This is a genomic window from Sphingobacterium sp. Mn56C, from assembly GCF_049319645.1.
Lineage (GTDB): Bacteria > Bacteroidota > Bacteroidia > Sphingobacteriales > Sphingobacteriaceae > Sphingobacterium.
In genome coordinates, this window is sequence record NZ_JBMOUC010000005.1 from 188,505 (window position 1) to 205,453 (window position 16,949).

Consider the following 16,949-nt stretch of genomic DNA (forward strand, 5'->3'; position numbering starts at 1 on the left):
ATTGAAGTATTTATTTACGAAAACGTTATCGTAAATAGGTCTAAGAGTAGATTCCATAAAAGGCTGACAATTTGTAATTTCGGTTTCAACACGTATAACTATGCAAGCTACATCCAACACTACGGTATTGTGTTTTGGCGAACTATTAGTCCGTTTACAAAGTACAGAAGCGTCATTTTTCACGGCCAATACCGGGCAATTAAAAATATATCCCGGCGGATCAGAAGCAAACGTCGCGGTGACATTAGCCAAACTAGGCATCCCCACAAGATACCTCAGTGTCGGGCCAGACCAGATGTTAGTACAGGAAATCAAAAGCTGTTTACAATCTTATGGAGTCGATACCTCAGCATTTATCCATCAAGGCGACCGTCTAGGAAGCTATTACCTCCTATCCGCAAACGGACTAAGCAATGGCGATGTAATTTACGACCGCAAATATTCGGCATTTAGCCAGCTCAAAGCCGACGCTATAAACTGGGATGAGCTGCTTGATACGGTAGACTGGTTTCATTTTACGGCACTAACACCCGCATTAAATCCAGCGCTTGCTGCACAGTGCAAAACAGCATTAGCGACAGCCCATAAAAAGGGAATTACAGTTTCCGTAGACCTAAACTACCGAAGTCGCCTGTGGCAATATGGCCAGGAACCCATCGAAGTAATGCCTACACTGGCACAGTATGCCGATGTAATTATGGGAAATATATGGGCGGCTCACAAAATGTTAGGAACTTCAATCGATGATTCCTTAAACCGTAATACCGATAAGGCCACCTACAATGCCTTTTCAAAGCAGTCGGCAGCAGAAATATTTGATAAATTTCCGCAGTGTAAGCATGTTGCCAACACCTTTAGGTTTATGGATAGCCCCCAACACAACCTATTTTATGGTTGCTACCACAGCCGTACGGCCGATGCCATATCAGAAAGCTTAGAGACCCATGTGGTTATAGACAGAATAGGATCTGGAGATGCCTTTATGGGCGGACTGATATACGCGTTAGTACAACAATTGAGCCCGCAACAAATTATTGATACAGCGACAAAGGCAGGTTTTGAAAAACTATTTATAGCCGGAGATTTTGGTTAGAAATACCAGGCTTAGCCTGTACACAAAACCTCTACCACTGCATAAAAAATACATTAACCTACAACAAAAACCATCTTATGCACCGATTATTAACAACCCTAAAACAAGCCCCCATTATACCCGTATACTACCACGATGATATCGACAGTTGCATAGCCACGCTCGAGGCCTGCTACGCCGGAGGAATACGTATTTTTGAATTTGTAAACCGTGGAACCTATGCCGAAAGAAACTTCGATGCCCTGCTACAGCACCGGGATACCTATCTTAAGGATTTACAATTGGGTATAGGTACCATAAAAACTGCGGCCCAGGCAGCAGCATATGTAAAACGCGGTGCCGACTTTATCGTAAGCCCAATAGTTACAGCAGAAATTGCAGCCGTTGCGAAACAACATTCCATAAGCTGGATACCAGGCTGCATGACCCCTACGGAGATTTCTATGGCCGAAGTATTCGGAGCGCCTTTAATAAAACTATTCCCTGGCGACAGCCTAAAGCCCAACTTTTTAAAAGCAATAAAGCCACTGTTCCCAGACCTAAAGTTTATGCCTACAGGAGGTGTAGATATAACGCAACAAAGTATAAACGAATGGAAACAAGCCGGTGTATCTGCCATCGGCATGGGGTCCAAGCTGTTTGATAACCCAGAAAACACAACCGATTTAAGCTGGTTAAGCCGGCGCTGTAACGCTGTACTTACCTACTATTTGAACAGTGCCGTGGTGTAATCGTAAACGTAAAAAGCTAAAATGCCTAACCTCTGTAACCTGTAGCGAAGAGGAAAGATAGCCTAAATAATAAAGCAAAATAGGTGTCCTTTATGGGGACACCTATTTTAATATTTGAAAATCCTTTGGGGATTAATCTTCTTCTTTCGAAGCTAACAATTGATCGTACTCTTCACGAGAACCTACGATAATGTTACTGTATTTACGTAGACCAGTACCTGAAGGGATTAAGTGACCAACGATAACGTTCTCTTTCAATCCTAACAAATCATCACGTTTACCTGCGATAGCAGCTTCGTTCAACACTTTCGTAGTTTCCTGGAAAGATGCTGCCGAGATAAATGATTTTGTACCCAATGACGCTCTGGTAATACCTTGCAATAGTGGGCTCGACGTTGCTGGAATAGCATCACGAACCTCAACTAATTTCAAGTCTTGACGTTTAAGGTTAGAGTTCTCTTCACGTAATTTACGTAACGTTACAATCTGACCTGGACGTAAAGTATTTGAATCACCAGCGTCTACGATTACTTTCTTGTCGTACAACGAATCGTTCTCCTGCATGAAGTCCCATTTATTTACGGCCTCTTTCTCTAAGAAGCGCGTATCTCCTGGATCCTCAATATTTACTTTCTGCATCATTTGGTGAACGATAGTCTCGAAGTGTTTATCGTTGATTTTTACCCCCTGTAGGCGGTAAACCTCTTGGATACCATTAACGATATATTCCTGTACAGCCGAAGGACCTTTGATCGATAAGATATCTCCAGGAGAAATCTGACCATCCGACAATGGCATACCCGCTTTGATAAAGTCATTATCCTGCACCAAGATATGTTTCGACAATGGCACTAGGTAACGTTTAACTTGACCATCACGCGATTCGATAGAAATCTCACGGTTACCACGTTTCACACCACCTAAAGATACAACACCGTCAATTTCTGTAACAACAGCCGGGTTTGAAGGGTTACGTGCTTCGAATAATTCGGTTACACGAGGAAGACCCCCTGTAATATCTCGTGTTTTACCTGTAGAACGAGGAATTTTCACTAAGATAGCACCATCCTTAACTTTCTGTCCGTCGGATACAGCAACGTGTGATCCTACTGGAATATTGTATGAACGGATAATCTCCCCTTTGTTGTCTAAGATTTTGATCATAGGGTTTTTAGTCTTATCGCGTGTTTCGATAATAACTTTTTCCTTGTGCCCCGTTTGCTCATCAGACTCTTCACGGAAGGTAACCCCTTCGATAATTGCATCAAATTCAACCTTACCTGCAAACTCAGAAATAATAACTGCGTTATAAGGATCCCAGTCTACCAATTTAGCACCTTTTTCAACCTTCTCTCCTTCTTTAACAAAAAGGTTCGAACCGTAAGGGATAATCTGTTGGTAAAGTACTTTTCTATCGTTATTAACGATTTTAATCTCGCCAGAACGACCCAATACCACTTGGAACGGACCATCTTCACCTTCTTTTTCAACGGTACGTACGTTTTCAAACTCGATAGTACCCTCGTATTTCGCAATGATTGTAGATTCAGCAGCGATGTTCGATGCAGTACCCCCCACGTGGAACGTACGAAGTGTTAACTGTGTACCTGGTTCACCGATAGATTGGGCAGCGATAACACCGACAGCTTCACCCATTTGTACACGTTTACCCGATGCCAAGTTACGGCCATAACAACAAGCACAAACACCACGTTTCGACTCACAGGTCAATACCGAGCGAATGTCTACCCCTTCGATACCCGCCTCTTCAATCGCTGCGGCTACTTCTTCGGTAATATCCTCGTTTGCAGCAACGATTAATTCATCCGTTACCGGGTGTAATACATCGTTCAACGGTGTACGACCTAAGATACGGTCATATAAAGGTTCAACGATATCGTCATTATCTTTTAAAGCCGTTGTATAGATACCACGTAAACCACCACAGTCATGATCCACAACAATCATATCCTGAGCCACATCATGTAAACGACGTGTTAAGTAACCCGCATCGGCAGTTTTCAATGCCGTATCGGCCAAACCTTTACGCGCACCGTGGGTAGAAATAAAGTATTCTAATACCGAAAGACCTTCTTTGAAGTTCGATAAAATCGGGTTTTCAATAATCTCACCACCAGAAGTACCTGATTTCTGAGGTTTCGCCATCAATCCCCGCATACCACACAACTGACGAATCTGCTCTTTAGAACCACGCGCTCCAGAATCCAACATCATATAAACCGAGTTGAAACCTTGGTTGTCGTTGGATAGAATATCCATAACGTGCGCTGTCAATCTGTTGTTAATACGCGTCCAGATATCGATAATTTGGTTGTAACGTTCGTTGTTGGTAATGAAACCCATATTATAGTTGTTCATTACTTCATCAACCTCATTCATCGCTTGTGCAATCAATTCCGCTTTAGCAGCAGGAATATTTAAATCCTGCAAGTTGAACGAAAGACCACCCTTGAATGCTGTTTGGAAACCAAGTTCCTTCATATCATCCAAGAATTTTGCAGCACGCGCCATACCGGTAGACTTCACGATTTCACCAATTACATTACGTAATGATTTTTTCGTTAAGATTTCGTTGATAAAACCAACCTCTTCAGGAACGATTTGGTTGAAGATAACACGACCTACTGTCGTTTCGATAAGCTGTAAAGTAAGCTCACCGTCTTTATTTTTATCGTAAGTTCTTACTTTAATCCAAGAGTGTAAGTCGATACGTTTCTCATTCAAGGCGATAATAACCTCCTCAGGAGAGTAGAACGTACTACCTTCACCTTGCATTTTACGCGTTTCATCAGATTTACGGCCTTTAGTAATATAGTAAAGACCCAATACCATATCCTGAGATGGTACCGTAACCGGAGAACCATTTGCAGGGTTTAAGATATTGTGTGCCGCCAACATTAAAATTTGGGCTTCCAAAATTGCAGCATTACCTAAAGGTAAGTGAACCGCCATCTGGTCACCATCGAAATCGGCGTTGAACGCTGTACACACTAATGGGTGTAACTGAATCGCTTTACCCTCTACCAAAGTAGGTTGGAAAGCCTGAATACCCAAACGGTGAAGCGTAGGTGCACGGTTTAATAATACAGGGTGTCCTTTTAATACATTCTCCAGGATATCCCATACAACCGGATCTTTACGATCTACGATTTTCTTCGCTGATTTTACGGTTTTTACAATACCTCTTTCAATCATCTTACGAATGATAAACGGTTTGTAAAGCTCGGCAGCCATATCTTTAGGAAGACCACACTCGTGTAATTTTAAGTGCGGGCCAACGACGATTACCGAACGAGCCGAGTAATCCACACGTTTACCTAATAAGTTTTGACGGAAACGACCTTGTTTACCTTTTAAGATATCCGATAAAGATTTCAAGGCACGGTTACCCTCCGTTTTAACGGCATTTACTTTACGTGAGTTATCAAATAAAGAATCTACCGCCTCCTGCAACATACGTTTTTCGTTACGTAGGATTACTTCTGGAGCTTTGATCTCGATTAAACGTTTTAAACGGTTGTTACGGATAATAACACGACGATAAAGGTCATTTAAATCGGATGTTGCAAAACGCCCTCCATCCAAAGGCACTAACGGGCGTAACTCCGGTGGAATAATAGGAACGATTTTCACAATCATCCACTCCGGTTTATTTTCGATACGCGTATTCGCACCACGGAAAGCCTCCACAACATGAAGACGTTTCAACGCTTCATTTTTACGCTGTTGCGACGTTTCGTTAGCCGCCTGGTGGCGTAAATCGTATGATAATTGATCCAATTGAAGGCGTTTCAACAATTCCTCCAACGCATCAGCACCCATCTTAGCGATGAATTTCTGCGGATCATTATCGTCTAAGTATTGGTTTTCTTTTGGCAAAGTATCCAAAATATCCAAATACTCTTCCTCTGTTAAGAAGTCCATATAAGAAATACCATCATCTTCTTTGATACCGGCCTGGATAACCACATATCTTTCGTAGTAGATGATCATATCTAATTTCTTCGTTGGAAGACCTAGTAAATAACCAATTTTATTAGGTAGCGAACGGAAGTACCAAATATGAGCCACAGGAACCACCAAGTTAATGTGTCCCATACGCTCACGACGTACTTTTTTCTCGGTTACTTCCACACCACAACGGTCACAAACGATACCTTTATAACGGATACGTTTATATTTACCACAGTGACATTCATAATCTTTTACCGGACCGAAAATACGTTCACAGAATAAACCATCACGTTCTGGTTTATACGTACGGTAGTTGATAGTTTCTGGTTTAGTAACCTCACCACTAGAACGCTCCAAAATAGTTTCTGGAGAAGCTAAGCTTATCGTGATCGAAGTAAAGTTACTTTTGATTTTATTATCTTTTTTGTAAGACATACGTTGTATAACTTAAAGATGTATGTGAAAGCATAAGAGACTACGAGAATCCCTTATGCTTATATTTTTGCTTGATTAATCTAATGTGATGTCCAAACCTAGACCACGTAACTCGTGTACCAATACGTTGAACGATTCAGGTACAGATGGAGTCGGTAAGTTATTACCCTTAACGATAGCCTCGTAAGTTTTAGCACGACCTACAACATCATCGGATTTCACAGTTAAGATTTCCTGAAGGATATTGGATGCACCGAATGCCTCTAATGCCCAAACCTCCATCTCACCAAAACGCTGACCACCGAACTGCGCCTTACCACCTAGCGGCTGTTGTGTAATCAAGGAGTATGGTCCGATAGAACGCGCGTGCATTTTATCATCAACCATGTGCCCTAATTTCAACATATAAATAACCCCAACAGTTGTAGGCTGGTCGAAACGATCCCCTGTTAAACCATTGTATAAGTACGTACGACCAGATCTTGGTAAACCTGCTTTTTCAACCCACTCTTCAACCTGGTCCATTTCAGCACCATCGAAGATTGGCGTAGCAAACTTCATTCCTAATTTCTGACCTGCCCAACCTAAAACAGTTTCGTAGATCTGACCTAAGTTCATACGAGAAGGTACCCCTAGTGGATTCAACACAATATCAACCGGTGTTCCATCTTCCAAGAAAGGCATATCCTCATCACGCACGATACGGGCAACGATACCCTTGTTACCGTGACGTCCAGCCATCTTATCCCCCACTTTCAATTTACGTTTCTTAGCCACATAAACTTTCGCCATCTGCACAATACCAGAAGGAAGCTCATCACCCACAGAAACAGCAAATTTCTCACGTTTGAAAACACCTAACTCCTCATTCAACTTAATGTTATAGTTATGAAGAGCAATCTTGATCATATCGTTTTTATCCTCGTCTGTTGTCCATCCGAAAGGATTAACGTTAGCATAGTCAAGATCTGTTAATATTTTTTGTGTAAACTTAGCACCTTTAGCTAATAACAACTCCTTATAAACATTATAAATACCTTGGGAAGTTTTACCGTTCACAATGGTAAATAATTTGTCTACCAAGCGTTCTTTAAGGTGACGTAAGTTCTTCTCATGTGTAAGTTCTAATTTCTCTAAAGCTTTACGCTCTACCTCTTTAGACATTTTTTTCGCACGCGAGAATAATTTGGTATCCACAACAACCCCTTTAATTGAAGGAGGTGTTTTCAAAGATGCATCTTTAACATCACCCGCTTTATCACCAAAGATAGCGCGCAATAATTTCTCCTCTGGCGAAGGGTCAGATTCACCTTTAGGTGTAATTTTACCGATTAAGATATCACCTTCACCCACTTCAGCACCCACACGGATAATACCATTTTCGTCCAAATCTTTAGTTGCTTCTTCCGAAACGTTAGGGATATCAGCCGTTAATTCCTCTTCCCCACGTTTTGTATCACGCACTTCTAATTCAAACTCTTCAATATGTAAAGAAGTAAAGATATCCTGAGACACAACACGCTCAGAAATTACAATCGCATCCTCAAAGTTATATCCCTGCCAAGGCATGAATGCAACCTTCAAGTTACGTCCTAAAGCTAACTCACCATCTTCCGTAGCATACCCCTCACATAATACCTGACCTTTAGAAACTTTCTGTCCTTTCTTAACGATAGGTTTTAAGTTGATACAGGTATTCTGGTTGGTTTTCTTAAATTTAATTAAGCGATATGTTTTAATATCATCGTCGAAAGACACCAAGCGATCATCATCCGTACGTTCGTAACGGATTTTAATTTCCTGTGCATCCACATATTCCACGACACCATTACCTTCCGCATTAATCAAAGTACGTGAATCGGAAGCCACACGGCCTTCCAAGCCCGTTCCTACGATTGGCGCTTGCGGGCGCAACAAAGGCACCGCTTGGCGCTGCATGTTCGACCCCATCAAGGCACGGTTCGCATCATCGTGTTCCAAGAAAGGAATCAACGAAGCCGCAATCGAAGTAATCTGGTTAGGCGCAACGTCCATATAATCCAATTTCTCAGGCTCGATAATCGGGAAGTCACCCTCATATCTAGCTTTAACCTTAGGATCTTCGAAGTTACCCTTATCGTCATAAATAGCGTTTGCCTGCGCAATCGTTTTACCATCCTCATCTTCTGCAGACAAATACACAACAGGCTGATCTACGGCCACTTTTCCGTCTGTAACCACACGGTAAGGTGTTTCGATAAAACCTAAGTTGTTAATTTTAGCATGTACCGACAACGAAGAAATCAAACCAATGTTTGGTCCCTCCGGTGTTTCAATTGTACAAAGACGACCATAGTGTGTATAGTGAACGTCACGAACCTCAAATCCGGCACGCTCACGAGAAAGACCACCAGGACCTAAAGCAGAAAGACGACGCTTATGCGTAATTTCGGCTAATGGGTTGGTTTGGTCCATAAACTGAGACAACTGGTTCGTTCCAAAGAACGAATTGATTACAGATGATAATGTACGTGCATTAATCAAATCTGTAGGTGTAAATACCTCGTTGTCGCGGATATTCATACGCTCGCGGATAGTACGCGCCATACGCGCTAAACCGACACCAAATTGCGCATACAACTGTTCGCCCACCGTACGAACACGACGGTTCGACAAGTGGTCAATATCATCCACCTCAGCTCTAGAATTGATCAAGTTGATCAAGTACTTCACAATAGCGATAATATCTTCACGCGTTAAGACTTTCGTCTCATCAGGAGTACCCAATTTCAATTTACGGTTTATGCGGTAACGACCAACATCCCCTAAATCGTAACGTTTGTCTGAGAAGAATAAACGGTCGATAATACCACGAGCAGTTTCCTCATCAGGTGGTTCAGCGTTACGTAATTGGCGGTAGATATGCTCTACGGCTTCTTTTTCCGAGTTTGAAGTATCCTTCTGTAATGTATTATAGATGATAGAGTAATCCGCATTGTTTGATTCATCCTCTTTCGTTAAAATAATAGATTTAACGCCAGCGTCGATAATTAAATCAATGTGATCCTCTTCTAAGATAGTTTCACGTTCAAAGATGATTTCGTTACGGTCGATAGATACTACCTCACCTGTATCCTCATCCACGAAATCCTCTGTCCACTTATTCAATACCCTTGCCGCTAAACGACGACCAACGTATTTCTTTAATCCTGACTTACTAACTTTTACCTCGTCAGCTAAATCGAACAAGGCTAAGATATCCTTATCCGAGTCGTAACCGATAGCACGTAATAAAGTAGTAACCGGGAACTTTTTCTTACGATCGATGTAGGCATACATCACGTTGTTTACGTCGGTAGCAAACTCGATCCATGATCCTTTAAAAGGAATTACCCTTGCCGAATAAAGTTTTGTACCATTTGTGTGTCTACTCTGACCAAAGAAAACACCAGGAGAACGGTGTAATTGAGATACAATAACACGCTCCGCACCATTGATAACGAAAGTACCTTTTGGTGTCATGTACGGTATAGTACCTAAATATACATCTTGTACGATAGTTTCGAAATCTTCGTGTTCTTCGTCATTACAAGATAACTTCAATTTTGCTTTCAAAGGCACGCTATACGTCAATCCACGTTCGATACACTCTTGGATATCATAGCGTGGTGGATCAATAAAATAATCCAAAAACTCTAGCACGAAAATGTTTCTTGAATCAGAAATAGGGAAGTTTTCCGCGAAAACCTTGTACAACCCTTCCTGATGGCGATTGTCAGAAGTAGTTTCTAATTGAAAAAACTCCCTGAAAGACTCCAATTGCACATCCAAGAAATCCGGGTAATCAATAACCTTTTTACTTGTAGCAAAATTTACTCTTTCTTTTTGAATATTATTGTTTGCCAAGGGAATAAGATTTTAGTTTATAAAAAACTGAACTTAAATATGCCGTCTTTTGTATGTAAAAAATTGTGCACGGCATAAGCACAATCTACACTTATACGATAAAACAGGAATAGACTCTGATAAAAATCAGAGTCTAATCCTTAAGGTGTTATTTGAAATTATTTAATTTCAACAACAGCACCAGCTTCTTCTAATTGTTTTTTCAAAGCTTCAGCTTCGTCTTTAGAAACACCAGCTTTTAATTCTTTAGGAGCTCCGTCAACTAAATCTTTAGCTTCTTTCAAACCTAAACCAGCTAAGTCTTTAACTAATTTAACTACTGCTAATTTCTGACCACCAGCTTCTTTCAAGATAACGTCAAATGAAGTTTTCTCTTCAGCAGCAGCACCACCTTCAGCAGGAGCAGCAGCAACTGCAACAGCAGCAGCAGCAGGCTCGATACCGTACTCATCTTTTAAGATATCAGCTAATTCTTTAACTTCTTTTACTGTTAAGTTAACTAACTGTTCAGCAAGTTGTTTTAAATCTGCCATTTTATTGTATTTTTTTGAATTTACTTAAATAATAGTTGTTAATTAATGTTACGAACAATTCTTGTGAGAGGAGTTCGTTAGCCTCTGTCTTCTAAAGCTTTTAATAAACCTGAAACTGTATTTCCGCCGGATTGAAGAGCAGAAATAACATTCTTCGCAGGAGATTGAAGTGCTGCGATAACGTCTGCAATAAGTTCGTTTTTAGATTTAAGATTAACTAGAGCATCTAGTTGATTATCTCCAACGAACGCTGTTTCTTGAATATAAGCTGCTTTCAATACCGGTTTATCACCTTCTTTGCGCAATTGCTTAATCAATTTTGCAGGAGCGTTACCAACTTCAGAGAACAATAAAGTAGACGCACCTTTCAATACGCTTTTAAGTTCTTCTGAGTCAATTCCAGCTTCGATTAAGGCTTTCTCAATAAGAGAGTTTTTAGCAACTTGCATTGCAATACCCTGATCGAAACATTTACGACGAATTCCATTGATTTTTTCCACAGATAAATCAGCAGTATCGGCAATATAGAAATTACCATAAGATTTAATCTGTTCGGCTAAAGCTAGAACAATTTCTTGTTTTTCTTCTTTTCTCATGATTAAATTCCTGCTACTGATTTAGTTTCTACATGAATACCAGGACTCATTGTAGAAGAGATGTGGATACTTTTAAAGTATGTTCCCTTAGCTGCAGAAGGTTTTAATTTTGCGATAGTTTGTAATACTTCTAAAGCATTTTCATAAATCTTCTCCGCCGGGAAGGACACCTTACCTACCGAAGTATGGATGATACCTGTTTTGTCAACTTTAAAATCGATCTTACCGCCTTTTACATCAGTTACAGCTTTACCTACTTCTGTAGTAACTGTACCTGTTTTAGGGTTAGGCATTAAGTTTCTTGGACCTAAAATACGGCCCAATTTACCTACTTTCGCCATAACCGAAGGCATAGTGATGATAATGTCAACGTCAGTCCAACCACCTTCAATCTTACTGATATAGTCATCAAGACCTACGAAATCTGCACCTGCCGCCTTAGCTTCTTCTTCCTTATCAGGAGTACATAAAACTAAAACACGAACAGTTTTACCAGTTCCGTGAGGTAATGTTGCAATACCACGAACCATTTGATTCGCTTTACGTGGATCTACGCCCAAACGCACGTCGATATCCACAGAAGCGTCAAATTTAGCCATAGTAATATCCTTTACCAAAGCCGCAGCTTCTACTAAAGAATAAGCTTTACCAGCTTCAATTTTGGATAGTGCCGCTTTTTGATTTTTTGTTAATCTAGCCACTTTCTTAAACTGATTTCGTTAATTAATTTTTCCAAGGAGCGTCACCGGAAACAGTGATACCCATACTACGCGCTGTACCAGCTACCATTTTCATCGCCGCCTCAACAGTAAATGCATTTAAATCTGGCATTTTATCTTTAGCGATAACCTCAACTTGCTCCCAAGTAATAGCAGCAACTTTTTTACGGTTAGGCTCTCCAGATCCACTTTTCAATTTCGCTGCGTCTTTCAACTGAACAGCAACTGGTGGAGTCTTGATGATAAAATCAAAAGATTTATCCGCATAAACAGTGATTACAACCGGCAACACTTGTCCTGGTTTGTCTTGCGTACGAGCATTGAACTGTTTACAGAAATCCATAATATTCACACCCTTAGCACCTAAAGCAGGTCCTACTGGAGGAGATGGATTTGCTGCACCGCCCTTAACTTGTAATTTTACTAACGCACTGACTTCTTTTGCCATTTTGTTTGTTATTTAATTTGTTAAATGTTTGTTAGTAAGTTGGAAGCAATACTGTAACATTTATTTTTTTTCGTTTAATATATCGAGCCTCGCTAAACGCTCAGCACAACAATTAAACGAGGTGCAAAGATATATAACTTTTTAATATCAAGCAAGTTTTTTACATTTTTATTTTATCAATTCCGCTTAAAATCCTTCCACAATTTGAACCGCTGATTTGAATTCATTAATTCCGCTTTAGCCTGCCTATCCAATGCCGAAAATTGCGTTGGCGTAATACCATAAAAAGCCTTAAAAGTTTTACTAAAATACTTGGGGTCGCTATACCCCAACTGGTAAGCAATTTCACTAATAAAAAGATTAGTGTCGCACAGTAAAGCCACCGCATTACGCATACGTACCAAGTTGATTAATTCAATAACAGAAAGCCCCGTAATTTGTTTTACCTTACGGTACAATACCGGTCTGCTCATGCCCAGCTCATTGGATAAACGAACAACATTCAACTCAGATTCGGTTAAATTATCCTCAATAAAAGCGAGCACCTTTTTCAAGAACGCATAAGTCTCGCCATTCAAGCCCTCATTTTCAAACTCCTCCTTTAACACCAAATCCTGGATAAAAGTCTTACGAAAGCACTTTCTAGTATACAGAATATTCTGAATCTTTAACGCTAGCAATTCGATATTTACAGGCTTCACCAAGTAGTCATCAGCTCCCGCATACATGCCCCTACGCATATCCACATCCGCAGATAAAGCCGTTAACAGCAATACCGGAATATGAGCGGTAGCACTATCCTCTTTAATTTTTTTCAGTAAGGACACCCCATCCATATTCGGCATCATCACATCTGAAACAATCAGATCAGGCATTTTACTTTGAATAATATGTACCGCATCATCACCATCCTCGGCCAAGATTACCTGATAAAACGTTGCTAAGCCTTGAAATAAAAAGTTTCTGATATCCTCGTTATCGTCCACAATCAACAGCAGAGGCAACGCAGTATCTGTCGGTGTAAGAAAAGTATCAGCATCGCTGTTTACAATATCCTGAAATGTTACAGATAACACCTCCTCTTGCTTTTGCTCCACAGCAGCGGTATCCAAAGAGTCGGGGATTAACTCATCCAAAGTAAAGTGACTATTCCCCATAAGTAAGTCCACCGTAAAACAAGTAAAAGAATCCGGGCTATCAGCAGCACAATGACTCTGCACATTTAGTTTACCATGATGGCGCATAACAATCTCCTTAGCCAATGCCAGGCCAATACCCGTTCCAAGAGGCTGGCCTCCCCCCTGTTTATTATCCGCCTGATAAAACATCCCAAAAATGGCCTCATACTCGTCCAAAGGAATACCATGCCCATTATCCCAAATCTGAACACTTAATACCTGCGGGCCATTTAACTTTTTTAAAGGCAACTGCAGTAAAACCACTTTTATTTCACCCGCTTTAGGCACATATTTTACCGCATTAGCCAACAGGTTATAAAAAACCTTTTCCATCTGCACCCGATCGAACCACAACTTAGCGCCATCCGTTTGATCATCAACGATTAGTGCAACCTCCTTTAAAGCAATTTGTGATTTAAAAGAATAAAGCACCTCATTTAAAAATACCCGCATCGAAAATTCCGCCACCCGAAGGCGCGTATGCCCGAGTTCATTTTTGCGTAAATCCAATAGCTCATTCACCAGCTTGAGCAGCTGCTGACCATTTTTGTGCATCGTCGTTAATGTAGGTTTTAACTTATCCGTATCCGGCATACTGGGCAATATATTATCCAGCGGCCCTAAAATCAAAGTCAGTGGCGTACGAAGTTCATGAGATATATTGGTAAAAAAATTAGCTTTCAGCTCAGCAATTCTACGTTCATTCTCGGCCTCCACACCTTTCATTTCTAGCTGGTGCTGAAGGTCAAGCCTAGATTTCAGAAAATGCACAACCAAGTAAACCATCAGAAGCAGAAAAATGCCATACAATAAATACGCCCACCAGGTTTTCCATGGCGGAGGCAGGATACTAATTTTTAACTCCACAGGGCGATCCGACCAGACCCCATCGTTGCTGGCCCCTTTAATTTTCAAGGTATACGTTCCTGCCGGCAAATTAGTATACGTAGCCGTTGGTATAGACACATAATTCCAGCGATCATCAAAGCCCTCCAAACGGTAAGCATACCTATTTTTTTCGGGAATAATATAACTTAAGGTAGCAAAATCTACGGAGAAAAAATTCTGTTTATACTGCAGCACAATTGTCGGTTCGGTAACAATATTTGCCTTTAAAGGGCCCTCATCATCCACCATAATAGACTTATTAAAAACCTTAAAATCCGTAAAAGCAACCTTCGGCATATAAGCGCTATTCGGAATATCCTTCGGAAAAAAAGCCGTAATCCCATGCGTACCGCCAAACAACAACTCGCCCGATCTACTTTTGCAAACGGCGGCCATGGAAAACTCATTTCCGACCAAACCATCCTGAATATTATATTTTTTTACGGTTCCATCCTGCGGATTATACGACCCCAAGCCCCTATCGTTACTAAACCATAATAAACCGTCGACCTCTACAATACCATAAAAATCATTGATGGTATTCCCCCTGCCGACAGGTTTTATACGTTTAAAATTCTTTTTTTCGTAGTTAAACGTATTAACGCCATTTTTAAAAGTACTCACCCATAGTGTACCCTTACTATCCTCGAACAGCGAAATAATAACATTGCCACTGATGCTATTCTCATCCTGCTCGTCATACATAAAATGTTCAAAGGTATTTTTGCCGTGCCACCTAACATTTAAGCCATAGTCTGTTCCTATCCACACATTTTTGCGGCTATCGATAAAAACTGTACGCACCAAATCTGAAGTCAACCTATTGCCCCCTTTTTGGTTATGACTATACCGAGCAATAAAAGTATCAGACTGCGCATCTTTCACCGATACCCCACCCCCATATGTACCAATCCATAAACGCTGATCATCGTCTTCAATAATGCTATACACATTATTACTGGCTAATGCTGACGGCGAGTTTAAATCGACTTTGAAATGCTTAAACGTTGAAGATCCTTTTTTAAGAAAATTTAGGCCCCCATTGTAAGTACCCACCCAAAGGTTTTCCTCCTTATCCAAATAAACCGCTTTGATATGATTGGTACTTAAAGAATTTGGTTGCAATGGGTCGTGCACAAACTTTTGAATTACGGTTTTATCTGCCGATAAATAATTAAGGCCTCCACCTTCGGTTGCAACCCAAAAGTTAGCCTTCGCATCTTGGATAATACCGCTAACAACATCATAAGAAAGGCCCGTACTAGCGGCCTGCCGGCTATAATTTTTAAAAACCGGAATATTACGGTCAAAGACATTTACACCACCATAATAAGTTCCAACCCAAATAGAGCCTCTATTATCCTGCATTATAGGCCGTATCGAATTATCACTTATAGCATAAATATTACGCTCATTTTTTTTAAAAGAAGTGAACCCCGATTCTTCCGTATAATAGAACAGCCGATTAATGGTACCGATCCAGTAGCCGCCAAAACGATCAGCAATCATACTTCTAACATCGGTACTTCCCAATGTGCCATTGTCTACATTATGGTTATTGCCATAATAAGAAAAATGATTCTTCTTTTCATGAAATACATTTATACCCCCTTCTTTTGTACCAAACCAAAAGACATCAGGTTTCATCTGAAAAACAAACCTTACATCATTACAATTCAGCTTGCCGGGGGTTTCCCGAAACACCCGGATTAAGGTATGTTTACCCTTAGGCGTAAACGGATGAAAGAGGTAAATTCCGCCTACCGTACTTAACCAAGCACGACCATAGCTGTCCTCAAAAAACTGCTGCACATGTCTACTGCCCCCTATGCGATTTATGTTATCGGGTCTGTAACCATCAAAAATCAGCTCCAATTTAAGCGGTTCAACTCCGATCCAAAGAACATACAAGCCCTGGGAAGTGCTAAACCAAAGGTTACCTTTACGATCTTCAGTAATGGCATTAACCATGGGTAAGCCGTCGGTACTAACGGGAATAGGTATAAGTTTAAATTTATCCTTATTCCGATCATAAAGGTTTATACCCCGTGCCGTGCCGACCCACATACGCTTCTTTTTATCCTCAAAAATTGAAGTTATATAATTGTCGGACAGGGAGGTGCTATCCGACACTATATTTTTATAGGTAACAATTTTTTTAGCATCGTACCGATTTAAGCCATCCCGCGTACCGACCCAGATAAACCCCAGATGATCCTGTTCGATAGCGAAGACCGAACTTTGTGACAGCCCATGCTTGGCATTCAGGTGAAAAAAACGAACGCCATCCGATTTGATCTGGCTATATAAACAAGAGGAGATAACAATACAGGCGAATAACAGTAGGTATTTCGTAGCTTTCATAGGGTTTAATTGGGAATACCATAATATATAAAATTAGCGTAAAAATCAAATAAACTTAATTTTTATAGGTAAAATCCCCTACCTATTACCATGTAAACCTCCAG

General features: G+C 40.6%; 9 protein-coding genes. 2 read left to right on the forward strand and 7 right to left on the reverse strand.

The window, feature by feature from the left end; translation table 11 throughout:
- The first annotated feature begins 100 nt into the window (after window positions 1-100).
- Both ACL9RF_RS13650 and ACL9RF_RS13655 read left to right on the forward strand, forming a co-directional pair.
- The gene (locus tag ACL9RF_RS13650; protein WP_422801190.1) at window positions 101-1,093 is read left to right on the forward strand and encodes a PfkB family carbohydrate kinase; all 993 of its coding nucleotides are present in this window, start codon (window positions 101-103) and stop codon (window positions 1,091-1,093) included.
- A gap of 77 nt (window positions 1,094-1,170) precedes the next feature.
- The gene (locus ACL9RF_RS13655) at window positions 1,171-1,824 is read left to right on the forward strand and encodes a bifunctional 4-hydroxy-2-oxoglutarate aldolase/2-dehydro-3-deoxy-phosphogluconate aldolase (RefSeq protein ID WP_422801191.1); all 654 of its coding nucleotides are present in this window, start codon (window positions 1,171-1,173) and stop codon (window positions 1,822-1,824) included.
- 132 nt (window positions 1,825-1,956) lie between these two features.
- Here ACL9RF_RS13655 and rpoC read toward each other — a convergent pair whose 3' ends face one another.
- The 7 genes from rpoC to ACL9RF_RS13690 all read right to left on the reverse strand — a co-directional run bounded on the left by rpoC (window position 1,957) and on the right by ACL9RF_RS13690 (window position 16,845).
- Window positions 1,957-6,234 (reverse strand): DNA-directed RNA polymerase subunit beta', encoded by a 4,278-nt coding sequence (gene rpoC, locus ACL9RF_RS13660; protein WP_422801192.1) that lies wholly within the window; start codon window positions 6,232-6,234, stop codon window positions 1,957-1,959.
- A gap of 75 nt (window positions 6,235-6,309) precedes the next feature.
- On the reverse strand, window positions 6,310-10,119 hold the full coding sequence (rpoB, locus tag ACL9RF_RS13665) for a DNA-directed RNA polymerase subunit beta (RefSeq protein WP_422801193.1): 3,810 nt from the start codon (window positions 10,117-10,119) through the stop codon (window positions 6,310-6,312).
- Window positions 10,120-10,277: 158 nt separating this feature from the next.
- Window positions 10,278-10,652, reverse strand: coding sequence for a 50S ribosomal protein L7/L12 (gene rplL / locus ACL9RF_RS13670; protein ID WP_021068875.1), 375 nt, complete (start codon window positions 10,650-10,652; stop codon window positions 10,278-10,280).
- 77 nt (window positions 10,653-10,729) lie between these two features.
- On the reverse strand, window positions 10,730-11,248 hold the full coding sequence (gene rplJ, locus ACL9RF_RS13675; protein WP_422801194.1) for a 50S ribosomal protein L10: 519 nt from the start codon (window positions 11,246-11,248) through the stop codon (window positions 10,730-10,732).
- Between the two features lie 2 nt (window positions 11,249-11,250).
- Window positions 11,251-11,949: a 50S ribosomal protein L1 gene (rplA, locus tag ACL9RF_RS13680; protein WP_422801195.1), complete on the reverse strand. Its 699-nt coding sequence runs from the start codon at window positions 11,947-11,949 to the stop codon at window positions 11,251-11,253.
- Between the two features lie 22 nt (window positions 11,950-11,971).
- Window positions 11,972-12,415, reverse strand: coding sequence for a 50S ribosomal protein L11 (rplK, locus tag ACL9RF_RS13685; protein ID WP_422801196.1), 444 nt, complete (start codon window positions 12,413-12,415; stop codon window positions 11,972-11,974).
- Between the two features lie 176 nt (window positions 12,416-12,591).
- The gene (locus tag ACL9RF_RS13690; RefSeq protein WP_422801197.1) at window positions 12,592-16,845 is read right to left on the reverse strand and encodes a two-component regulator propeller domain-containing protein; all 4,254 of its coding nucleotides are present in this window, start codon (window positions 16,843-16,845) and stop codon (window positions 12,592-12,594) included.
- Window positions 16,846-16,949 lie beyond the last annotated feature (104 nt).

What these genes read in the sequence shown, in the direction of transcription:
- rpoC (WP_422801192.1), bottom strand. Translation starts at nt 6,234, where the DNA reads ATGTCTTACAAAAAAGATAATAAAATCAAAAGTAACTTTACTTCGATC.
- rplL (WP_021068875.1), bottom strand. Translation starts at nt 10,652, where the DNA reads ATGGCAGATTTAAAACAACTTGCTGAACAGTTAGTTAACTTAACAGTA.
- ACL9RF_RS13655 (WP_422801191.1), top strand. Translation starts at nt 1,171, where the DNA reads ATGCACCGATTATTAACAACCCTAAAACAAGCCCCCATTATACCCGTA.
- ACL9RF_RS13650 (WP_422801190.1), top strand. Translation starts at nt 101, where the DNA reads ATGCAAGCTACATCCAACACTACGGTATTGTGTTTTGGCGAACTATTA.
- rplJ (WP_422801194.1), bottom strand. Translation starts at nt 11,248, where the DNA reads ATGAGAAAAGAAGAAAAACAAGAAATTGTTCTAGCTTTAGCCGAACAG.
- rplK (WP_422801196.1), bottom strand. Translation starts at nt 12,415, where the DNA reads ATGGCAAAAGAAGTCAGTGCGTTAGTAAAATTACAAGTTAAGGGCGGT.
- ACL9RF_RS13690 (WP_422801197.1), bottom strand. Translation starts at nt 16,845, where the DNA reads ATGAAAGCTACGAAATACCTACTGTTATTCGCCTGTATTGTTATCTCC.